Here is a 20986-nt window from a genome sequence, read left to right as displayed (position 1 = left end):
GGTGCTCGCCGGGCTCGGCATGCTGCTGAGCTGGCGTGCCCGCCGCCGGCGAGGGGCCGCGCTGGGCACGCCGCTGCCCGCGCCGACCGATGCCGGAGCGCCTCTCGCGGTCGCCGAAGTGCTCTACGTGGCGACCACCATCGCCGGGCAGCCGCTGCAGCGCGTCGCCGTGCCGGGCCTCGGGTTCCGTGCAAGGGGAGCGCCCTCGTGCATCCGCTCGGCGTCGTGCTGGACCTCGACGGCAGCGACCCCGTGCTGCTGCCCGCGGCCGATCTCGAGGTGGGCCGAGCGACGTGGGCCATCGACCGGGTCGTCGAGCCGGAGGGACTGCTGCTGCTGGGCTGGACCCTCGGCCGGACTCGCGTCGAGACCGCCCTGCGCACTCCCGATCCCGCCGCCGGCCGAACGCTCGAGGCCGCCGTGCGCAGTATCATTCCCTCTTCGGCCTCAGCGCCGGGGACCGAGCCGGAACAGCCCCGTGACCGGGCAGAAAGTGAGACATCGTGACCCTGCGTGAACCCGCCGTGCTCGTGCTGGAGGACGGCACCCGTTACCGCGGTCGCGCCTACGGGGCGCGGGGGCGCACCCTCGGCGAGGCGGTCTTCGCCACCGGCATGACCGGCTACCAGGAGACGCTGACCGACCCCAGCTACGCCGGCCAGATCGTCGTGCAGACCGCGCCGCACATCGGCAACACGGGGGTCAACGGCGAGGACACCGAGTCGGCCCGCATCTGGGTCGCCGGCTACGTCGTGCGCGACCCCTCCCGGGTCGTGTCGAGCTTCCGCGCCGAGGGCAGCCTCGACGAGCAGCTGACCACCGACGGCATCGTCGGCATCAGCGGCATCGACACCCGCGCGCTCACCCGACGGCTGCGCGACACCGGCTCCATGCGCTCCGGCATCTTCTCGGGAGCGGATGCGGCGCTGGACGAGGCCGAGCAGCTCGCCCTCGTTCAGGGCGGCGCGCAGATGGCCGGCCAGAACCTCTCCGGCCAGGTGTCGACCACTGAGACCTACTCGCTGCCGGCCGAGGGCGAGCGCCTCGGCTCCGTCGCCGTGCTCGACCTCGGTGTGAAGACCGCGACCCTGCGCTACCTGCAGGCCCGCGGTTTCGACGTGCACGTCGTGCCGCAGTCGTCGACGCTCGAGCAGATCCTCGCGCTCGAACCGACCGCCGTCTTCTACTCGAACGGCCCCGGTGACCCCGCTGCGAGCGACCACCACGTCGAGGTGCTGCAGGGCGTGCTGCGCGCCGGCCTGCCCTACTTCGGCATCTGCTTCGGCAACCAGCTCTTCGGCCGTGCCCTGGGCTTCGGCACCTACAAGCTGCCCTTCGGCCACCGCGGCATCAACCAGCCGGTCATGGACCGGACGACCGGCAAGGTCGAGATCACCGCCCACAACCACGGCTTCGCGGTCGACGCGCCGCTCGACGGCCCCGTGGCATCGCCCGCGGGCTTCGGCCAGGTGCGGGTGAGCCACGTCGGTCTGAACGACGACGTGGTCGAGGGGCTCGAAGCGCTCGAGATCCCCGCGTTCAGCGTGCAGTACCACCCCGAGGCGGCGGCCGGCCCGCACGACGCCAACTACCTCTTCGACCGTTTCCGCGACATGGTGGTCGACCACGTCGCGAGCACCAGCAAGGACGCCAAGTAATGCCCAAGCGCTCCGACATCAGCTCCGTCCTCGTCATCGGCTCCGGGCCGATCGTCATCGGCCAGGCGGCCGAGTTCGACTACTCGGGCACGCAGGCCTGCCGCGTGCTGCGGGAGGAGGGCCTGCGCGTCATCCTCGTCAACCCGAACCCGGCGACGATCATGACCGACCCCGGCTTCGCCGACGCCACCTACGTCGAGCCGATCACCACGCCGGTGCTCGAGTCGATCATCGCCAAGGAGCGGCCCGACGCGGTGCTGCCGACGCTCGGCGGCCAGACCGCCCTCAACGCGGCGCTCGCGCTCGACGAGGCCGGCATCCTGGCGAAGCACGGCGTGGAGCTCATAGGCGCCAAGGTCGATTCGATCAACAAGGCCGAGGACCGCCAGCTGTTCAAGGATCTCGTCATCGGCCTCGGCGGCGACGTCGCCCGCTCGAAGGTCGTCTCGACCCTCGAGGACGCGCTCGAGTTCGCCGACGAGATCGGCCTGCCCATGGTCATCCGCCCCTCGTTCACCATGGGCGGTCTCGGCTCCGGCTTCGCCTACACCGAGGACGAGCTGCGCCGCATGGTCACCGACGGCCTGCACCAGAGCCCGACCACCGAGGTGCTGCTCGAGGAGAGCATCCTGGGGTGGAAGGAGTACGAGCTCGAGCTCATGCGCGACGGCTCCGACAACACGGTCGTCGTCTGCTCGATCGAGAACGTTGACCCGGTGGGCGTGCACACGGGCGATTCGATCACGGTCGCACCCGCGCTCACGCTCACCGACCGCGAGTACCAGAAGATGCGCAACCTCGGCATCGAGATCATCCGCGCGGTCGGCGTGGACACCGGCGGCTGCAACGTGCAGTTCGCGGTCGACCCGGCCGACGGCCGCATCATCGTCATCGAGATGAACCCGCGCGTGTCGCGTTCGAGCGCCCTCGCCTCGAAGGCGACCGGCTTCCCGATCGCAAAGATCGCCGCCAAGCTCGCGATCGGCTACACGCTCGACGAGATCCAGAACGACATCACCAAGGTAACGCCGGCCTCCTTCGAGCCGACGCTCGACTACGTGGTCGTCAAGGTGCCCCGCTTCGCCTTCGAGAAGTTCCCGGCCGCGGACGACACGCTCACCACGACCATGAAGTCGGTCGGCGAGACCATGGCGATGGGCCGCAACTTCTCCACCGCGCTGCAGAAGGCGCTGCGCGGGCTCGAGAAGCGCGGGTCCAGCTTCCACTGGGGCGAGCAGACCCGGTCGATCGACGAGCTGCTCGCGCTCGCCGCGCATCCGACCGACGGCCGCATCATCCACGTGCAGCAGGCGCTGCGCCAGGGCGCCACGGCGGAGCAGGTCTTCGACGCGACGAAGATCGACCCCTGGTTCCTCGACCAGATCGCGCTGATCAACGAGGTCGCCGCGTCGGTGGGCGCCGCGGCCGAGCTCGACGAGGACACCCTGCGCGAGGCGAAGGAGCACGGCTTCAGCGATGCGCAGATCGCCGAGCTGCGGGGTCTGACCGAGCTGGAGGTCCGTGGCGTCCGCCACGCCGCCGGGGTGCGCCCGGTGTTCAAGACCGTCGACACCTGCGCGGGCGAGTTCCCGGCCTTCACGCCGTACCATTACTCGAGCTACGACCAGGAGACGGAGGTGGTCGCGAGCGACCGCCGCAAGGTCGTCATCCTCGGCTCCGGCCCGAATCGCATCGGCCAGGGCGTCGAGTTCGACTACTCCTGCGTGCACGCCTCGTTCGCCCTCGCCGAGGCCGGCTACGAGACCATCATGATCAACTGCAACCCGGAGACGGTCTCGACCGACTACGACACGAGCGACCGGCTCTACTTCGAGCCGCTCACGCTCGAGGACGTCCTGGAGATCGTCCACGCCGAGCAGCAGTCGGGCGAGCTCGTCGGCGTCGTCGTGCAGCTCGGCGGCCAGACCGCGCTCGGCCTCGCCAAGGGCCTCGAGCAGGCGGGCATCCCGATCCTCGGCACCTCGCCCTCCGCCATCGACCTCGCGGAGGAGCGCGGCCTCTTCGCCGACATCCTCGACCGGGCCGGACTCGTCGCCCCGCGCAACGGCACGGCGATCGACGTCGACGGCGCGGTGCAGGTGGCCGAGGAGATCGGCTACCCGGTGCTCGTGCGCCCCAGCTACGTGCTCGGCGGCCGCGGCATGGAGATCCTCTACTCGAGCGACGCCATGCGCGACTACTTCGTGCGCATCGCCGACGCGGCCATCATCGGCCCGGGTCTGCCGCTGCTGGTGGACCGCTTCCTCGACGATGCGGTGGAGATCGACGTCGACGCCCTGCACGACGGCACCGAGCTCTACATCGGCGGCGTCATGGAGCACATCGAGGAGGCCGGCATCCACTCCGGCGACTCCATGTGCACCCTGCCCCCGGTCACGCTGGGCCGGCTCGAGATCGACCGGGTGCGCGAGGCGACCCGCCTGATCGCGGAGGGCATCGGCGTGCGCGGCCTGCTCAACGTGCAGTTCGCGATCGCCGCCGGCGTCCTCTACGTCATCGAGGCGAACCCGCGCGCCAGCCGCACGGTGCCGTTCGTGTCGAAGGCGCTCGACATCCCGCTCGCCAAGGCCGCGTCGAACATCATGGTCGGCACGTCCATCCGCGAGCTCGTCGCGCAGGGCATGCTGCCCGAGCAGGACGGCTCGGTCGTGCCCCTCGACGCGCCGGTCTCCGTCAAGGAGGCGGTGCTGCCGTTCAAGCGCTTCCGCACGCGGGAGGGCCAGATCGTCGACTCGCTGCTCGGTCCGGAGATGCGCTCCACCGGCGAGGTCATGGGCATCGACGTCGACTTCCCGACCGCCTTCGCGAAGAGCCAGGCCGCGGCCTACGGCGGGCTGCCCACCAGCGGCACCGCCTTCCTCTCCGTCGCCGACGCTGACAAGCGCGCGATCATCCTGCCCGCCCTGCGGCTCGCCGAGCTCGGCTTCGAGCTGCTCGCGACCGCCGGCACCCACGAGGTGCTGGCCCGCAACGGCATCGCCTCCTCGGTGGTCGGCAAGTACAGCGAGACCGTCGAGGCGGGGGAGGGGAGTCGATCGTCGACCTCATCCACCGCGGCGAGGTCGACCTGGTCGTGAACACGCCCGGCGGTGGCACGGCGCGAGCGGACGGTTACGAGATCCGAGCCGCGATCGTCGCGGCCGACAAGCCCCTGTTCACGACCATCGCCGAGCTCAGCGCCGCCGTGGCGAGCTTCTCGGTGATCGGCCGGGGCTTCGAGGTCACGAGCCTGCAGAACTACGCGGTCAAGCGCCGGGAGGCGGTCGCCGGATGAGCACGGAGGTGACGCCGGTGAGCTTCGGTGCCCGGCTCGCCCGGGCGACCGGCGCGCACGGGACCGTCTGCGTCGGCATCGACCCGCACGCGTGGCTGCTCGAGCGGTGGGAGCTGCCCGACACGGCGGAGGGGCTGCGGCGCTTCGGCTTCGGGGTGGTCTCGGCCGCCGCCGGCCGGGCAGCCGTGGTCAAGCCGCAGGTGGCCTTCTTCGAGCGCCACGGCGCCCTCGGACTCGCCGCCCTGGAGGAGGTCATCGCGGCCGCGCGCGCCGAGGGGCTGCTGGTCATCGCGGATGCGAAGCGCGGCGATGTCGGCTCGACCGTCGAGGCGTACGGCGAGGCGTGGCTCCGCGACGGCTCGCCGCTGCGCTCGGATGCGCTGACCGTCGTCGCCTACCAGGGCGTGGGATCGCTCGCGGGCCCCATGGACCTCGCGCAGCGCACCGGAGCCGGGCTGTTCGTGCTGGCGGCCACCTCGAATCCGGAGTCCGCCGTGCCGCAGCGCGCGCTGCGCGCCGACGGGCGCACGGTCGCCGCGGGCGTCGCCGCCGAGGTCGTCGCCGAGAACGCGGCACGGTTCGCCGACGAGCCGCTCGGCTCCTTCGGTCTCGTGCTCGGCGCCACCGTCGATCTGGCGGCCATCGGCATCGACACCGCGTCGTTCGGCGGCGCGCCGATCCTCGCCCCCGGCTTCGGTCATCAGGGAGCTCGGCTGCAGGACCTGCGCCGGCTCTACGGGGCTGCGTCGGGCCAGGTGCTCGTCAGCTCCTCGCGGGAGCTGCTCTCCGCCGGCCCGGACGGCCTCGCCGACGCCATCGCACGACAGACCGAGGAGGTCGCAGCATGCCTCGCGTGAACCCGCCGGAAGTCGATCGGGTCGCCGCCGCGCAGGCCGCGGTCGCCGCGCGCCGTGCCCGTGCCGCCGTGAAGAGGTCGGTCGCCGACCGCTCCCGCACGGCGCTCGACGTCGCCGAGACCGCGTGGAAGGGCCAGGGCGGTCCGGAGTCCACCCTGCGCGTCAGGGAGCTGCTGACGAGCGTCCCCGGCCTCGGGCCCGTGCGGGCCGCCGGCGTGATGGAGCGGCTCGGGATCGCCGACGCGAAGCGCGTGGGCGGGCTCGGGGTGCGGCAGCGCGTGCGGCTGCGCGAGTTCCTCCTCGAACGCGAGGGGGCCTCGCCCGAGCGCGCGCGACTCGTCGTGCTCGCCGGTCCCACCGCGGTGGGCAAGGGCACGGTCTCGACGCACATCCGCGACAACTTCCCCGGCGTGCTGCTCTCGGTATCGGCCACCACCCGCGATCCCCGCCCCGGCGAGATCGACGGCAAGCACTACTACTTCGTCGACCACGCCGAGTTCGATCGGCTCATCGCCGAGGACGAGCTGCTCGAGTGGGCGACCGTGCACAACCAGAACCGGTACGGCACGCCGCGCGGCCCGGTCGACGCCGCCCTGGACGCGGGCGACAGCGTCCTCCTCGAGATCGACATCCAGGGCGCGCGGCAGGTCAAGCGCGCGATGCCGGAGGCGGTGCTCGTCTTCCTGCTGCCGCCGAGCTGGGAGGAAATGGTGCGCCGGCTGGTCGGGCGGGGCACCGAGTCGCCCGAGGAGCAGCAGCGCCGGCTCGAGACCGCGAAGGTCGAACTGGCCGCGCAGGACGAGTTCGACCACGCCGTGGTGAACGACGACGTGGCCCGTGCCGCTCAGGAGGTCGTAGACTTGCTGGCAGTGCCCGCGGCCCGGTAGCCGCCGTACGCCCTTTTCCCCAGCTTCCCGGACGATCGCAAGGAGATCCCCATGGCCGACAACGGCATCATCGACCCGCCCATCGACGAGCTGCTCTCGAAGGTCGACTCCAAGTACCAGCTGGTGATCTTCGCGTCCAAGCGCGCCCGCCAGATCAACGACTACTACGCCGACCTGCACGACGCGAGCCTGTTCGACAACGTGGGCCCGCTGGTCGACTCGACGGTCAACGACAAGCCGCTCTCGGTGGCGATGCACGAGATCAACGAGGACAAGCTCGAGCTGAAGCCCCTCGCCGAGTAGTCGACCCGGTTCAGCAAGGATGAGCGGATCGCGCATCGTCGTCGGCGTGACCGGCGGCATCGCCGCCTACAAGGCGGTGGGCGCGGTCCGCTCCTTCGTGCTCGCGGGCCACGATGTGCAGGTCATCGCCACCGAGGCGGCGCTGCGCTTCGTCGGCGCCCCGACCTTCGAGGCGATCAGCCGCAATCCGATCGCGACGGACCTCTACGACGGGGTCGCCGAGGTGCGCCACGTCGCGCTCGGCCAGCACGCCGACCTCATCGTCATCGCACCGGCGACGGCCAACACCATCGCCAAGCTCGCGAACGGCATCGCCGACGACCTGCTGGGCAACACGGTGCTGGCCAGCCGCGCCCCGCTGCTGATCGCTCCGGCCATGCACACCGAGATGTGGCAGCACCCGGCGACCGTCGCGAACATCGCCCTGCTGCGGGAGCGCGGCGTGCACGTCGTCGGCCCGGGGGTCGGGCAGCTCACCGGCAGCGACTCGGGCGCGGGCCGTATGGCCGAACCCGAGGAGATCGCCGAGGCGGCGCGCGCCATCCTCGAGCGCGGCCGCGATCTCGCCGGCCTCCGTCTGCTCGTGACCGCCGGCGGCACCCGCGAGCCCATCGATCCCGTCCGCTTCATCGGCAACCGCTCCAGCGGTCGCCAGGGCGTCGCGCTCGCGGAGGCGGCCCGCGATCGCGGGGCCGACGTCACCCTCGTGGCGGCGCACCTGGAGGTGCCGGTGCCCCCGGCGTCGCCGTCCGCGAGGTCGGCACGACCCGCGAGCTGCAGGAGGCCGTCGACGCGCTGGCCCCCTCGCAGCACGCGGTCGTCATGGCCGCGGCCGTCGCGGACTACCGGCCCGCCGAGACCGCCGAGGGCAAGCTCAAGAAGGACGGCTCCGGCGCGGACCTGCAGCTGCGGCTCATCGAGAACCCGGACGTGCTCGCCTCCCTGGGTGCGCGGCGTCCCGAGGGCATGGTGCTGGTCGGCTTCGCCGCGGAGACCGAGGCGGACGACGAACGGCTGCTCGAACTCGGGCGGGCCAAGATTGCGCGCAAGGGCGCAGATCTTCTCGTCCTCAACAGAGTGGGGTGGACGGAGGGTTTCGCGAGCCCGCGTAACACGGTCACGATCCTGGATCGGACGGGCGATAGAGTGGGCCAGGCCGCCGGCGACAAGCTCGCGGTGGCCCACCGGATCCTCGATGCGATCCGTCCTCTCACCAGCATCTGAGAACCGTCCGTCATCAAGTCCGACGACCCGTGCCGCGAGCGCGTGGTCGTCACGAAGCGAGAACGCCCCGATGAGCTCCCTGCGCCTCTTCACGTCCGAGTCGGTCACCGAAGGCCACCCGGACAAGATCTGCGACCAGATCTCGGATGCGGTCCTCGACGCCTACCTGGCGGTCGACCCGCAGGCGCGCGTCGCGGTCGAGACGCTGGTGACCACGGGCCTCGTGCATATCGCCGGCGAGGTGCGCAGCACCGCCCTCATCGACGTGCCCGCGATCGTGCGCGCCCGCATCGACGCGATCGGCTACACCTCCTCGGAGATCGGCTTCGACGGTTCGACCGTCGGCATCTCCGTCTCCATCGGCGCGCAGTCGCCCGACATCGCGCAGGGCGTCGACAGCGCGCTCGAGGCCCGCGGCGAGGGCTCCGACGACCTGCTCGACCAGCAGGGCGCTGGCGACCAGGGCATCATGTTCGGCTACGCCAGCAACGAGACCGCGCAGTACATGCCGCTGCCCGCCTGGCTGGCGCACCGGCTCGCCGAGCGCCTCGCCCACGTGCGCAGGACCGGCGAGCTCGCGTGGCTGCGACCGGACGGCAAGACCCAGGTGACCGTCGGCTACGACGGCGCCGTGCCGCGCACGGTCGACACGGTCGTCCTCTCGACCCAGCACGACCCCTCCGTGAGCAACGAGGAGATCGAGCGCGAGGTCGAGGCGCGCATCATCCGCCCGGTGCTCGCCACGAGCGGCCTCGACATCGCGACGACCCGGTTGCTCATCAACCCCACCGGCCGATTCGAGCTGGGCGGGCCGCAGGGCGACGCCGGCCTCACCGGCCGCAAGGTCATCGTCGACACCTACGGCGGTGCCGCCCGTCACGGCGGTGGCGCCTTCAGCGGCAAGGACCCGTCGAAGGTCGACCGATCCGCCGCCTACGCGCTGCGCTGGGTGGCGAAGAACGCGGTCGCCGCCGGCCTCGCGGACCGGCTCGAGGTGCAGGTGGCCTACGCCATCGGCAAGGCAGCCCCCGTGGGCCTCTACGTGGAGTCCTTCGGCACCGCGCACGTCGACGAGGACCGCATCATCGAGGCGATCCGCGAGGTGTTCGACCTGCGTCCCGCAGCGATCGTGCGCGATCTCGAACTGCTCCGCCCGATCTACTCCGCCACGGCCACCTACGGCCACTTCGGCCGCGAACTGCCCGACTTCACCTGGGAGCGCCTGGACCGCGTCGACGCGCTGCGCACCGCCGCCGGGCTCTGACCATGAGCGCCTCGGAGCCGGTCGCCCGAGTGCTGATCGACTCCGCCCTGCCCCAGCTCGACCGGCTGTTCGACTACGCGGTGCCCGAGCGCCTCGATGCGATCGCCGTGCCTGGCGTGCGGGTCAAGGTGCCGCTGCGCTCGGCCGGCCGTATCGCCGAGGGATACCTCGTCGAGCGCGCCGCGACCAGCGAGGCGAAGGGCGAGCTCGCCCGCCTCGAGGAGGTGGTCTCCGAGGCACGCGTGCTCACGCCGGAGGTCCGCGCGCTCACGCGTCGCCTCGCCGACCGCGCGGCGGGCTCCGCCAACGATCTCGTCCGGCTGGCCGTGCCACGACGTCAGGTGCGCGTCGAGAAGGCCTGGCTCGCGGCGGGCCCGGTCGCAGCGCTCGCGCTGCCCGAGCCGGTGCATCCGAGCGGGTACGGTGCCGGGCTGACGGATGCGGTGAGCCGTGGCGCCCGCATCGCCCTCCACGCCGTGCCCCGTCTGGTGCAGGCGCAGGGCACCTGGATCGGCCACTGGGCGGCCAGCCTGGCCGCACTCGCGGTGACGACGCTCGCCAGCGGCCGCAGCGCCATCCTCGTCGTGCCCGACTACCGCGACCAGGAGCAGCTCGAGACGGCCCTCGCCGCGATCGCCCCGGAGGGCCACGTGCAGCGGATGGACGCCCGGCAGTCCAACCCGGACCGCTACCGCGCCTTCCTGGCCTGCCTCGAGGGCGCCCCGCGCATCGTGGTCGGCAACCGCTCGGCCGTGTACGCGCCGGTGCAGGACCTCGGCCTCATCGCGCTCTGGGACGACGGCGACCCCCTGCACGCCGAGCCGCTGAGCCCCGGGGTGCACGCCCGCGACGCCGCCCTCGTGCGCCAGGAGCAGTCGGGATGCGCGCTCGTCGTCGCCGGTCACACCCGCAGCACCGAGGTGCAGCGTCTGGTCGAGCTCGGATGGTTCGAGGCCCACGAGCCCGAGCGCCACGCCGCGCCCAGGGTGATCCCGACGGCCGAGCAGGACGACGGCGGCGAGCGGATGGCGGCCATCGCCCGGATCCCCTCCTCCGCCTGGCGCATTGCCCGCGACGCCCTCGAGCACGGCCCCGTGCTGGTGCAGGTGGCGCGACCCGGCAACAGCGCCGCCGCCGCCCGGCGCGGCGAGCCGGTGGCGGTGACCGTGGACGCCGGTCGCACCGCGGAGGATCTCGGGCGCGCCTTCCCGCGCACCCGCGTGATCGTCGCCGACGGCGAGCGGCCGGTGCAGCGGGTGGACGGTCGTCCGGCCCTCGTGATCGCCACGCGGGGCGCCGAGCCGATCGCGGATGGCGGTTACCGGGCCGTGCTGCTGCTCGACGGGCCCCGCATGCTCAGCAGGGAGAGCCTGCGCGTCGCCGAGGACTGCCTCCGCTGGTGGTCCAATGCGGTCGCGCTCGCCGCCGAGCACGCCACCACGGTGCTGGTGGGCGTCGGCGGCGCGCCGGCTCGCGCCCTGGTCACCTGGCGGCAGGAGCTGCTCGCCGCCTCCGAGCTCGAGGACCGCCGGCGGCTGCGGTTCCCGCCCGCGGTGCGCACCGCCACGATCGCGAGCGACCTGCCCACCGTGCGCCAGGTGCTGCACGAGCTGGACGAGCTGCCGCACGTCGACGCGCTCGAGCCGGAGCCCGTGGACGAGGGCCGCTTCAGGGCGGTCGTCCGCTTCGACTACGGCGCCGGCCGCGCCGTCGCGGAGCACCTGCGCGCCGCGGTCATCCGCAACGCCACGGGCCGCCGCTCGGTGGCCCGCGAGGGCGGGTCGCGTCCTCGCGCCCGCCTGCAGGTGCGGTTGGATGGACCGGAGGCCTTCGGATGAGCGGCCTCGGAAGGAACGCCTTGAGGATCGTCTTCGCCGGCACGCCGGCGCCCGCAGTGCCCAGCCTCGACCTGCTGGCCGCCGGCCCGCACGAGATCGCCGCGGTCGTGACGCGACCCGATGCGCCGCTGGGCCGCAGACGCGTGCTCACCCCGTCGCCCGTCGCCGCGCGCGCCGAGGAGCTCGGCCTGCCGGTGCTCCGCGCCGCGCGGCTCGACGACACGGCGACCGGCGCGATCGCGGAGCTCGAGCCCGACCTCGGCGTGATCGTCGCCTACGGCGGCCTCGTCCGCGCGCCGCTGCTGGCCGTGCCACGGCTCGGCTGGATCAACCTGCACTTCTCGCTGCTGCCGCGCTGGCGCGGCGCCGCGCCCGTGCAGCGCGCGCTCATCGCCGGCGACGCCGTCACCGGCGCCGCGGTCTTCGACCTCGTCGAGGCGCTGGACGCGGGTCGCGTCTACGCCGAGCTCGAGCGCCCGCTCGACGGCGTCGAGACCGCGGGGGAGCTGCTCGAGGAGCTCAGTCACAGCGGCGCCGGTCTGCTCGCGGGCGTCGTCGACGCCCTCGCCGACGGCACCGCCGAGGCGACACCGCAGATCGGCGAGCCGACGCTCGCCCCCAAGCTCTCCATCGACGACGCCCGGCTCGATCTCACCCGACCCCTCCGGGAGGTCGACGCGCGGCTGCGCGGCGTCACCCCCGAGCCCGGCGCCTTCGCACTCCTGGCCGGAGAGCGCTTCAAGATCCACGCGGGCCGTCCCGCGGAGGACGCCCCGACGCTGCCTGCCGGGCGCCTGCACGCGCAGGACGGCCGCATCCTGGTCGGCACCGCCGATCATCCGCTCGAACTGCTCGTCGTCCAACCCGCCGGGAAGCGGGCCATGCCGGCGGCGGACTGGTGGCGCGGCCGCGCGGCCGACGCCGAGGAGGTGCTCGCGTGAACGAGCAACGGCCCCGCCGCGACGGCGGGAAGCGCTACCGCGAGCAGGGCGACTACGGCGACCGCAACCGGGCGCGCAGCAGCCAGGCGGTGCGCCGCCCCGCCCGTGTGCAGCCCGCCCGGCGCGTGGCGTACGGCGTGATCGCCGCGGTGCGCGAGGACGAGGCCTTCGCGAACCTGCTGCTGCCGCAGCGCATCGACCGCGCCGGTCTCGACGCGAAGGACGCCGCGCTGGCCACCGAGCTCACCTACGGCACGTTGCGCCGTCACGGCTTCTACGACCGCGTCATCGAGCTGGCGGCGCACCGGCCGGTCGGCGAGATCGACGCCCCGCTGCTCGACGTCCTGCGCCTCGGTGCCCACCAGCTGCTCGCCACCCGCGTCGCACCGCACGCCGCGGTCGACGAGTCCGTGAGCCTGGCCCGCGAGGTCGGGTCGCGGTCCACCGCCGGCTTCGCCAACGCCGTGCTGCGCACGATCGGACGAGCGGATGCGGAGGCCTGGCTCGTCGAGGTACTCGCCGGCGTGCGCGACGAGGACGAGCGCCTCGCGATCGAGCACAGCCATCCGCTCTGGATCGTCCGGGCGCTCCGCCGCGCCCTGGCCGCCGCCGAGCGCGAGGCGGAGCTGCCCGAGCTGCTGGCCGCCGACAACGCCGCCCCCCGCGTGAGCCTCACCGCGCTGCCGGGCCTGCTGGAGCGCGCCGAGCTGCCCGGGACGCCGACCCCGCTGTCGCCGGTCGGCGTGCGTGCGGAGGGCGGCGACCCCGCTCGCCTGCCGCAGGTACGGGACGGCCGTGTGCGCGTGCAGGACGAGGGCTCGCAGCTCGCGGCGCTCGCGCTGAGCCGGGCCCGCCCCGTCGAGCCGGGGGAGCGCTGGCTCGACCTCTGCGCCGGGCCCGGCGGCAAGGCGGCGCTGCTGGCGGCGGAGGCGGCGGTCGGCGGCGCGGCGCTGCTCGCCAACGAGGTGGTGCCGGCCCGCGCCGAGCTCGTCCGTCGTGCGCTCGTCGCGCTGCCCGACCCGCCGGAGGTGCTGGCAGGCGACGGTCGCGACTTCGGCGAGTCGCACCCGCAGGAGTTCGACCGCATCATGCTCGACGCCCCCTGCACCGGTCTGGGCGCCCTGCGACGCCGCCCGGAGGCGCGCTGGCGCAAGCAGCCGGGCGACCTCCCCGGACTGACCGGGCTGCAGGACCAGCTCGCGGAGTCGGCGGTGCGCGCCCTCAAGCCCGGCGGACTGCTGGCGTACGTCACCTGCTCGCCGCACGTCGCCGAGACCCGAGGCGTGCTGCGCGGCCTGCTCAAGCGGCACCCCGAGCTGGAGCAGCTCGACACCGCCGCGGTGCTCAACCAGGTCACGGGCGGCTCGCTCGAGACCGCCGAGGAGGGCGGCGCCGTGCAGCTCTGGCCGCACAGCGACGGCACCGATGCGATGTTCATCGCGTTGCTGCGTCGCACCGCCTGAGACGGGGCGAGCGCGCCGGCGTCGATACGATCGGAGCATGTCCCCACGCATCCACCCGTCCATCCTCTCCGCCGACTTCGTCAACTTCGACGCCGAGCTGCAGCGCATCGCCACCGCCGACCTGGTGCACGTGGACGTGATGGACAATCACTTCGTGCCCAACCTGACCTTCGGGCTGCCGATGGTGCAGCGCATCCAGGAGGTCTCGCCGGTGCCGCTCGACGTGCACCTGATGATCGAGGATGCGGACCGCTGGGCCCCCGACTACGCCGAGACCGGCGCGTACTCGGTCACGTTCCACGCCGAGGCGGCCGCGGACCCGGTGGCCGTCGCGCGCCGGCTGCGGGAGATCGGCGCGCGCGCCGGCATCGCCCTCAAGCCGGGCACGCCGGTCGAGCCGTACCTCGAACTGCTGCCCGAGTTCGACCTGGTGCTGGTGATGACCGTCGAGCCGGGCTTCGGCGGCCAGTCGTTCATGCCTCAGGTGATGCCGAAGCTGCAGGCGCTGCGCGACGAGCGGCAGCGCAGCGGCCTCGACGTGTGGCTGCAGGTCGACGGCGGCGTCGCCCTCGACACGATCGCGATCGCGGCGGAGGCGGGCGCGGACACGTTCGTGGCGGGCAGCGCGGTCTACGGCAAGCCGGACACGGATGCGGCCATCGCCGAGCTCCGGTCCGCGGCTGAACGGCGCACGCACGTCCACTGAACGTAGACTCGGAGCAACCGAACTGGAGGGTTGCTCATGAAAGAGATCATCGTGGCCGTGCCGCCGCAGGGTGCCGTGGACCGGGCCCTGGACTGGGCGGTGCGCCGAGCCGTCGAGCGCCGCCTGCCGTTGCGGCTGGTGAGCGTCGTCGGCGGGGCGATCGGCGTGGTCGGCGAGGGCCCGGTCGTCGAAGCAGCGGTGGCGGCGGCTGAGGAGCGGTTGCGGGGCCTGCGCGACGGGCTGCAGCGCGACGGCCTGTCGATCGGGCACACGGTGCTCCGGGGCGACCCGGCTCGGGAACTGCGGCAGATCTCGGAGGGTGCCGAGACGCTCGTGATCGGCAGCGACTTCCGCGGGGCCGACGGGCCACCGCGCGGCGGGCTCGGCCTGCGGGTGGCGTCCCTGGCGGCGAGCCCGGTCGTCGTGGTGCCCGAGCGCCCGCTCGGCGAGCGCTCGGGAGTGGTGGTCGGCGTGGACGGTTCGCCGATCTCCGAGGCCGCCGTCGCCTTCGCGGCGGCCGAGGCCGAGCGGCTGGGCGAACCCCTCGTCGCCGTCTCCGCGTGGTCGCCCATCCCGGCGCCCCTGCACTCGGTGGTGAACGCGGCCGAGTACCTCGAGGCGGTGGCGGCGCTCACCGAGGAGCAGCTCGCCCTCGCCCTCGCGGGCCTGGCGCAGGACCATCCCGACCTGCGGGTCGAGCGTCGCACCGAGCAGGGTCGCGCCGCCGACGTGCTCGGCCACGCGGCACGCTCGGCGCGGCTCGTCGTCGTGGGCACGCACGGCCGGGGTGCGATCGCCCGCGCCCTGCTCGGCTCGGTGAGCCAGGAGGTCCTGCAACGGCTCGACACCGTCACGGCCATCGTGCGCTGACGCCGGTACGACGAAGGCCGGGTCGGACCGTCGAGATGGTCCGACCCGGCCTTCACCGGCGGGGGTCGCGCTCAGCGCAGCGCGCCGGCGAAGTCGTCGAAGGCCTGCTCGGGTGCGACCTGGCGCACGGTCAGCTGGCCCTCCTCGTCGTACGGCTCCGAGGCGAGCTCCCAGCGGCCCTCGCCCACGGTGCGGATGCTCGCAGTGCGGCTACCCGACTCCAGGGAGGTGACCACGACGCTGGCGGCGGCCGGAGCGCCGAGCTCGCCCGCCTCGAGGGCGCTGCGCGCCAGCTCGATCGCGCGGTCGAGCGCATCCGAGCCGCCCTCGACGGGGGTGACGTCGTAGATGCCGAAGCCGCGGGCGGCGAGCAGCACGGTGCCGGCGGTCTCGCTGCTGACGAAGATGTTCGAGCGGCTGGCCTCGATGCTCACGACGCCGACCTCGACCCATCGGTCCGCGGTCGTCAGCACGGCGGTCGTGCGCGCGGCACCGCCGGCGGGCACGGCGCTGCCGTCCTGCAGCTGCAGGAGGTCGCGCACGACCAGCGTGGAGTAGCCGGCCCCGAGCAGCTCGTTGCCCTCGACCTCCGGCAGTCGCAGCGCCGTGCGGGTCGCGTCGGACGCGGCACCCGGGTTGAAGGAGAGCAGCGCGAGCAGCTCGTGGCCGGTGAAGCCGATCGTCTCGGCGGACTCGGTGGTGGGCGCGTCGGTCATCGTCAGCTCCAGAGGTTGTTCGTTCGTGCGAGGAGCACGGGCTCCGATCTCCCACCGTAGCGCTGTCGGGCCGCGGATGAGGGGTCGCGTCCGCAGCGCGTCGTCATCTTCAGACAGCTGGCAGCTAGACGCGCGTCTCGGCGGCGCCCGGTGGGCCGCTACGCTGGTGCGGTGAAATCCTTCGATGCGCTGTACGCCGAGCTCGCCGTGAAGGCGAAGGAGCGGCCTGAGGGATCCGGCACCGTCGCGCAGCTCGATGCGGGCGTCCACGCGATCGGCAAGAAGATCGTCGAGGAGGCCGCCGAGGTGTGGATGGCCGCCGAGTACCAGTCCCACGACGAGGCTGCCGAGGAGATCTCGCAGCTGCTCTACCACCTGCAGGTCATGATGCTCGCGAAGGGTATCTCCCCGGAGGACGTCTACCGACATCTCTGAGCCCGCGCTCGAGACGTCCGTTCCCCTCCAACCTCTTCCAGGAAGACCCATGCTCAAGATCGCCGTGCCCAACAAGGGCTCGCTCGCCGAGACCGCCGCGCAGATGCTCGCGGAGGCCGGGTACCACGGCCGCCGCGACCCGAAGGAGCTCATCGTCGCCGATCCGGCGAACGGCGTCGAGTTCTTCTACCTCCGTCCTCGCGACATCGCCACCTACGTGGGTTCGGGTGCGCTCGACGTCGGCGTGACCGGCCGTGACCTGCTGCTCGACTCGCACTCGAAGGCACGGGAGATCGAGGACCTCGGCTTCGCCCGCTCGACCTTCCGCTTCGCCGGCCCGGTCGGCCGCTTCCAGGAGCTCGGCGACCTGCAGGGCAAGCGCATCGCGACGAGCTACGAGAGCCTCGTCGGCGACTTCCTGGCCGAGGCCGGCATCACCGCCGACATCGTGCACCTCGACGGCGCGGTGGAGTCGGCGGTGCGCCTCGGTGTCGCGGATGCGGTCGCCGACGTCGTCGAGACCGGTTCGACCCTCAAGAAGCAGGGGCTCGAGATCTTCGGCCCGGTCATCCTCGAGTCGTCGGCGGTGCTCGTGACGGCCGACCAGGACATCCCCGGTCTGGCCAAGCTCCAGCGCCGCCTGCAGGGCGTGGTCGTCGCACGCCAGTACGTGCTCCTCGACTACGACCTGCCGAAGCGCCTGCTCGAGCAGGCGACGGCGATCGCCGCCGGCTTCGAGTCGCCGACGGTCTCGCCGCTGCAGGACCCGGAGTGGGTCGCCGTGCGCGTCATGCTGCCGCGCAAGGGCGTCAACGGCGTCATGGACGACCTGTACGAGCTGGGCGCGCGCGCCATCCTGGTCACGCCGATCGCCGCGGCACGCATCTGATGTCCGTCGCGGTCCGGGTGATCCCCTGCCTCGACGTCGCCGCCGGGCGGGTCGTGAAGGGCGTCAACTTCCTGAACCTCGAGGACCAGGGCGACCCGGTCGAGCTGGCCGCCCGCTACTTCGAGCAGGGCGCCGACGAGATCACGTTCCTCGACGTCACCGCCACCGTCGACGACCGTTCGACCACCTACGACGTGGTGCGGGCGACAGCCGAGCAGGTGTTCATCCCGCTGACCGTCGGCGGCGGCGTGCGCTCGGACGAGGATGTCGCCCGGCTGCTCGCGCACGGCGCCGACAAGGTCGGCGTCAACAGCGCGGCCATCGCGCGCCCCGCGCTGCTCGGCGAGATCGCCGACCGCTTCGGCGCACAGGTGCTCGTGCTCTCGCTCGACGTCAAGCGCAGCGAGCGCACGGCGAGCGGCTTCGTGGTGACCACCCACGGCGGCCGCAAGGAGACCGACCTCGACGCGCTGGACTGGGCCCGCGAGGCCATCGAGCGCGGCGCGGGGGAGCTGCTGGTCAACTCCATCGACGCCGACGGCACCAAGCGCGGCTTCGACCTCGAGCTCATCGGCCTCATGCGCGAGGTCAGCAGCGTGCCCGTGATCGCCTCCGGCGGCGCGGGTGCCGTGGAGCACTTCCCGCCGGCGATCGCCGCGGGCGCCGACGCCGTCCTCGCCGCGAGCGTCTTCCACCGCTCCGAGCTCACGGTCGGCCAGGTGAAGGCGGCCCTCACCGACGCCGGCGCGCTCGTCCGCTGAGCACGTCCACCCCCATCCGATCGGAGCCATCATGACCGCGACCGACGTCGACGCCGTGCTCGCCCGCGCCAGCTTCAACGGCGACGGACTGCTGCCCGCCATCATCCAGCAGCACGACACCCTGGAAGTGCTCATGATGGGCTGGATGGACGCGGAGGCGCTGCGCCGCACGCTCACCGAGGGCCGTGTGACGTTCTGGTCGCGATCCCGCCAGGAGTACTGGCGCAAGGGCGACACGTCGGGCCACGCCCAGTACGTCAAGGCCGCCGCCCTGGACTGCGACGCCGATACGCTGCTCGTGACGGTCGAGCAGATCGGCGCCGCCTGCCACACGGGCGAACGCTCCTGCTTCGACGTCGACCCCCTCGCGCCCGTGCAGGGCGCCCCCGCCTGAGCCGGGAGGCCAGCATGACCAGCACGACCACCCGCTCCGCGTTCGACGCGCTCCTGGACGGGCACCGCGTCGTGCCGGTCGTGCGCGAGCTCTTCGCCGACGGCGAGACCCCCGTGGCCCTCTACCGCAAGCTCGCGGGCGGCCGGCCGGGCACCTTCCTGCTGGAGTCCGCGGAGCAGGGCGGCATCTGGTCGCGCTTCTCCTTCGTCGGGGTGCGGTCGTTCGGCGTGCTCGGGCAGGACGGTGACCGCAGCGAGTGGATCGGCTACGGGCTGACCGAGCAGCGCGCCTTCGGCGGCACCGCCCCGGAGGCACCCCTCGAGGCCGTGGAGCACCTGTACGAGCGCTGGCGGACGCCGGCCGTGCCCGGCATGCCGCCGCTCACCGGCGGCCTCGTCGGCTTCATCGGCTGGGAGGCGATCCGCCAGCTCGAGCGGATGCCCGAGGCGAAGCCGCGCGAGTTCGCCGTGCCCGGTCAGGCGCTCGGCTTCGTCGCCGATCTGGTGGTGCTCGACCACCACCAGGGCACCGTGCAGCTCATCGTCAACGCGCTCAACGACGGCGCCCTCGACCCTGCCGCGCTGTGGGCCGAGTCGCAAGCTCGCCTCGACGAGCTCGTCGAGGCGCTGGCCCTGCCGGGCGAGCCGGCGCTCGCCGTCATCGACCTGCAGGCGCAGGGCTCGCCGCTGCCGCGGGTGACCCAGGACGAGTACGAGCGGGCGGTCCTGCGCTCGAAGGAGCACATCCGCGACGGCGACGTGTTCCAGGTCGTCGTCTCGCAGCGCTTCGACCTGCCGACCCAGGCCGATCCGCTCGACGTCTACCGCGTGCTGCGCGCGCTGAACCCGAGCCCGTACATGTACCTGCTCTCCCTCGAGAGCGGCGCGGGGGAGCCGTACGCGATCGTCGGCTCCAGCCCCGAGGCGCTCGTCAAGGTGCAGGGGGAGCGGGTGCTCACCCACCCCATCGCCGGTTCCCGGCCGCGCGGCGCCGGCGCCGAGGAGGACCAGGCGCTGGCGGAGGAGCTGCTGGCCGACGAGAAGGAGCGCGCCGAGCACCTCATGCTCGTCGACCTCGCGCGCAACGACCTCGCCCGGGTCTGCCGTCCGGGCAGCGTCGAGGTCACCGAGTTCATGCGCGTCGAGCGCTTCAGCCACATCATGCACATCGTCTCCACGGTCGAGGGGACGCTCCGCGAGGAGAGCAGCCCCGTCGACGCCTTCCGATCGACGTTCCCGGCTGGCACGCTCTCGGGAGCGCCGAAACCGCGTGCGCTCGAGATCATCACGGAGCTCGAGCCCGCGCAGCGAGGGGTCTACGGCGGCGTGGTGGGCTACTTCGCCTTCGGCGGCGACGCGGACCTGGCCATCGCCATCCGCACGGCGGTGCTGGCCGGAGGCATGGCGCACGTGCAGGCCGGTGCCGGGCTCGTCGCCGATTCGGTGCCCGCCACCGAGCACGAGGAGGCGCGCAACAAGGCCGCGGCCCCGCTGCGCGCCGTCGCCATCGCCAACGCCTTGCAGGCGGTCCGCGCATGAGCCCGAAGCGCCTGAAGGGGAGCGTCCTCGCTGCGCTCGCGCTGCTCAACCTCGGCCTGCTGCTCGCCTGGACCCAGACCTGGGTGGCGCTGGAGGTGTCGGTGGCGGATGCGCTGCGCACCATCGATGTGACGGGCGAGACGGTCGCCCCAGCGCTCAGCGCCCTCGCCCTCGCCGGGCTCGCCCTCATCGCGGCGATCGCCCTCGCGGGCCCGGTGTTCCGCGTCGTGCTCGCCGTGCTGCAGGCGCTGCTGGCCGGGTGCGCGCTGGTCTCGTCGGTGCTGCCGCTCATCGACCCGCTCGCCGTCGCCGCACCGGCGGCCATCGCCGCGACGGGCGTGACCGACTTCTCCGTCGGCTCCGCGCCCGACGACGCGCCGTGGACGCTGAGCGGATGGCCGTACGTGGCGATCGTCTGCAGCGCCCTGCTGGTCGTGGTCGCCGTCGCCGTGCTCGCGACCTCGCGCCGCTGGCCGGCCTCCTCGCGCAAGTACCAGGCGGTACGCACCGAGGTCGTCGCGCCCACCGACGGGCCCCGTGACCGCGTCGCCGACTGGGACGCGGTCACGAAGGGCCACGACCCGACCGAGCGGGCCGCGGACGACGAGCCCGGCGCAGACTCCCGCTGAGCGCCGACCGCAGCCCGCGTGGTGGCGTCGGCGCCACCACGCGACCGGTAGGATGGACCCTATGAGCACTGAGCCCGAAGAGCCCGGACACGGCCACTCGCCCGCAGCCTGGACCGCGGTCGTCATCATGCTGGTCGGCTTCACCATCGGTACCATCGCCTTCTTCCTCGTGGGCACCGTCCCGGAGTTCGCGAACGCCTCCTGGATCGTGTGGGCGTCGGCGGGCATCGTGCTGGTCGGGCTCCTCGTCGGCTGGGCGATGGCCAAGGCCGGCTACGGCGCCAAGGGCCCGAAGTACTCGCCGAAGGCCCACTGATC

General features: G+C 73.0%; 18 protein-coding genes and 3 pseudogenes. 20 read left to right on the top strand and 1 reads right to left on the bottom strand.

The genetic code is table 11. The features are described 5' to 3' along the window. Positions 1-19: 19 nt before the first annotated feature. The 13 genes and pseudogenes from QQK26_RS16575 to QQK26_RS04045 all read left to right on the top strand — a co-directional run bounded on the left by QQK26_RS16575 (position 20) and on the right by QQK26_RS04045 (position 15306). Positions 20-507: pseudogene (locus QQK26_RS16575) on the top strand (PH-like domain-containing protein). After that, positions 504-1658: a glutamine-hydrolyzing carbamoyl-phosphate synthase small subunit gene (gene carA, locus QQK26_RS04100; protein WP_284230309.1), complete on the top strand. Its 1155-nt coding sequence runs from the start codon at positions 504-506 to the stop codon at positions 1656-1658. The pseudogene QQK26_RS16575 and the gene carA overlap by 4 nt, the downstream one beginning before the upstream one ends. Next, positions 1658-4953, top strand: a pseudogene (gene carB / locus QQK26_RS04095) (carbamoyl-phosphate synthase large subunit). The gene carA and the pseudogene carB overlap by 1 nt, the downstream one beginning before the upstream one ends. Continuing rightward, positions 4950-5810, top strand: a complete 861-nt coding sequence (pyrF, locus tag QQK26_RS04090) for an orotidine-5'-phosphate decarboxylase (protein WP_284230307.1) — start codon at positions 4950-4952, stop codon at positions 5808-5810. The pseudogene carB and the gene pyrF overlap by 4 nt, the downstream one beginning before the upstream one ends. After that, complete coding sequence (gene gmk / locus QQK26_RS04085; RefSeq protein ID WP_284230305.1) at positions 5798-6697, top strand: guanylate kinase; 900 nt, start codon at positions 5798-5800, stop codon at positions 6695-6697. Before pyrF ends, gmk begins: the two co-directional genes overlap by 13 nt. Before the next feature lie 51 nt (positions 6698-6748). Then, positions 6749-7000, top strand: a complete 252-nt coding sequence (gene rpoZ, locus QQK26_RS04080; protein WP_284230304.1) for a DNA-directed RNA polymerase subunit omega — start codon at positions 6749-6751, stop codon at positions 6998-7000. Between the two features lie 19 nt (positions 7001-7019). Beyond that, positions 7020-8224: pseudogene (gene coaBC / locus QQK26_RS04075) on the top strand (bifunctional phosphopantothenoylcysteine decarboxylase/phosphopantothenate--cysteine ligase CoaBC). A 70-nt stretch (positions 8225-8294) separates the two neighbouring features. Beyond that, positions 8295-9488 carry a methionine adenosyltransferase gene (metK, locus tag QQK26_RS04070; RefSeq protein WP_284230302.1) on the top strand — a complete coding sequence of 398 codons (1194 nt, stop codon included), beginning with the start codon at positions 8295-8297 and terminating at the stop codon, positions 9486-9488. Positions 9489-9490: 2 nt separating this feature from the next. Then, positions 9491-11326, top strand: a complete 1836-nt coding sequence (locus QQK26_RS04065) for a primosomal protein N' family DNA-binding protein (protein ID WP_284230301.1) — start codon at positions 9491-9493, stop codon at positions 11324-11326. Positions 11327-11346: 20 nt separating this feature from the next. After that, entirely contained in the window at positions 11347-12267 is a 921-nt protein-coding gene (gene fmt, locus QQK26_RS04060; protein ID WP_284230299.1) for a methionyl-tRNA formyltransferase, read from the top strand. 107 nt (positions 12268-12374) lie between these two features. Then, on the top strand, positions 12375-13730 hold the full coding sequence (locus tag QQK26_RS04055) for an RsmB/NOP family class I SAM-dependent RNA methyltransferase (protein WP_431308027.1): 1356 nt from the start codon (positions 12375-12377) through the stop codon (positions 13728-13730). Positions 13731-13767: 37 nt separating this feature from the next. After that, the gene (gene rpe, locus QQK26_RS04050) at positions 13768-14436 is read left to right on the top strand and encodes a ribulose-phosphate 3-epimerase (protein WP_284230298.1); all 669 of its coding nucleotides are present in this window, start codon (positions 13768-13770) and stop codon (positions 14434-14436) included. Positions 14437-14472: 36 nt separating this feature from the next. Continuing rightward, positions 14473-15306 carry a universal stress protein gene (locus QQK26_RS04045; RefSeq protein WP_284230296.1) on the top strand — a complete coding sequence of 278 codons (834 nt, stop codon included), beginning with the start codon at positions 14473-14475 and terminating at the stop codon, positions 15304-15306. A 71-nt stretch (positions 15307-15377) separates the two neighbouring features. Here the strand turns inward: QQK26_RS04045 and QQK26_RS04040 are convergent, their stop codons facing one another. Further along, positions 15378-16022, bottom strand: coding sequence for a hypothetical protein (locus QQK26_RS04040; RefSeq protein ID WP_284230293.1), 645 nt, complete (start codon positions 16020-16022; stop codon positions 15378-15380). Positions 16023-16193: 171 nt separating this feature from the next. Here QQK26_RS04040 and QQK26_RS04035 point away from each other — a divergent pair, with 171 nt between their 5' ends. The 7 genes from QQK26_RS04035 (at position 16194) to QQK26_RS04005 (ending at position 20984) form a co-directional block, all read left to right on the top strand. Then, a complete protein-coding gene (locus tag QQK26_RS04035) occupies positions 16194-16457 on the top strand; it encodes a phosphoribosyl-ATP diphosphatase (protein WP_284230290.1) in 264 nt (87 codons plus the stop codon). A 49-nt stretch (positions 16458-16506) separates the two neighbouring features. After that, on the top strand, positions 16507-17346 hold the full coding sequence (gene hisG, locus QQK26_RS04030) for an ATP phosphoribosyltransferase (RefSeq protein WP_284230288.1): 840 nt from the start codon (positions 16507-16509) through the stop codon (positions 17344-17346). Further along, complete coding sequence (hisF, locus tag QQK26_RS04025) at positions 17346-18107, top strand: imidazole glycerol phosphate synthase subunit HisF (RefSeq protein ID WP_284230285.1); 762 nt, start codon at positions 17346-17348, stop codon at positions 18105-18107. The genes hisG and hisF overlap by 1 nt, the downstream gene beginning before the upstream one ends. 31 nt (positions 18108-18138) lie before the next feature. Further along, on the top strand, positions 18139-18501 hold the full coding sequence (gene hisI / locus QQK26_RS04020) for a phosphoribosyl-AMP cyclohydrolase (protein ID WP_284230283.1): 363 nt from the start codon (positions 18139-18141) through the stop codon (positions 18499-18501). A gap of 14 nt (positions 18502-18515) precedes the next feature. Then, on the top strand, positions 18516-20039 hold the full coding sequence (locus tag QQK26_RS04015; protein ID WP_284230282.1) for an anthranilate synthase component I: 1524 nt from the start codon (positions 18516-18518) through the stop codon (positions 20037-20039). Continuing rightward, positions 20036-20668, top strand: a complete 633-nt coding sequence (locus QQK26_RS04010; protein ID WP_284230280.1) for a Trp biosynthesis-associated membrane protein — start codon at positions 20036-20038, stop codon at positions 20666-20668. Before QQK26_RS04015 ends, QQK26_RS04010 begins: the two co-directional genes overlap by 4 nt. A gap of 61 nt (positions 20669-20729) precedes the next feature. Then, positions 20730-20984 (top strand): HGxxPAAW family protein, encoded by a 255-nt coding sequence (locus QQK26_RS04005; protein ID WP_284230278.1) that lies wholly within the window; start codon positions 20730-20732, stop codon positions 20982-20984. Positions 20985-20986 lie beyond the last annotated feature (2 nt).

Origin of the sequence: Arenivirga flava, from assembly GCF_030161575.1 — a bacterium.
Lineage (GTDB): Bacteria > Actinomycetota > Actinomycetes > Actinomycetales > Microbacteriaceae > Arenivirga > Arenivirga flava.
This window is presented reverse-complemented; position numbering and strand designations above follow the sequence as displayed.

Coding starts and splice junctions, on each gene's coding strand:
- pyrF (WP_284230307.1), top strand. CDS start 4,950: ATGAGCACGGAGGTGACGCCGGTGAGCTTCGGTGCCCGGCTCGCCCGG.
- gmk (WP_284230305.1), top strand. CDS start 5,798: ATGCCTCGCGTGAACCCGCCGGAAGTCGATCGGGTCGCCGCCGCGCAG.
- rpoZ (WP_284230304.1), top strand. CDS start 6,749: ATGGCCGACAACGGCATCATCGACCCGCCCATCGACGAGCTGCTCTCG.
- metK (WP_284230302.1), top strand. CDS start 8,295: ATGAGCTCCCTGCGCCTCTTCACGTCCGAGTCGGTCACCGAAGGCCAC.
- QQK26_RS04065 (WP_284230301.1), top strand. CDS start 9,491: ATGAGCGCCTCGGAGCCGGTCGCCCGAGTGCTGATCGACTCCGCCCTG.
- rpe (WP_284230298.1), top strand. CDS start 13,768: ATGTCCCCACGCATCCACCCGTCCATCCTCTCCGCCGACTTCGTCAAC.
- QQK26_RS04045 (WP_284230296.1), top strand. CDS start 14,473: ATGAAAGAGATCATCGTGGCCGTGCCGCCGCAGGGTGCCGTGGACCGG.
- QQK26_RS04040 (WP_284230293.1), bottom strand. CDS start 16,022: ATGACCGACGCGCCCACCACCGAGTCCGCCGAGACGATCGGCTTCACC.
- hisG (WP_284230288.1), top strand. CDS start 16,507: ATGCTCAAGATCGCCGTGCCCAACAAGGGCTCGCTCGCCGAGACCGCC.
- hisF (WP_284230285.1), top strand. CDS start 17,346: ATGTCCGTCGCGGTCCGGGTGATCCCCTGCCTCGACGTCGCCGCCGGG.
- hisI (WP_284230283.1), top strand. CDS start 18,139: ATGACCGCGACCGACGTCGACGCCGTGCTCGCCCGCGCCAGCTTCAAC.
- QQK26_RS04015 (WP_284230282.1), top strand. CDS start 18,516: ATGACCAGCACGACCACCCGCTCCGCGTTCGACGCGCTCCTGGACGGG.
- QQK26_RS04010 (WP_284230280.1), top strand. CDS start 20,036: ATGAGCCCGAAGCGCCTGAAGGGGAGCGTCCTCGCTGCGCTCGCGCTG.
- QQK26_RS04005 (WP_284230278.1), top strand. CDS start 20,730: ATGAGCACTGAGCCCGAAGAGCCCGGACACGGCCACTCGCCCGCAGCC.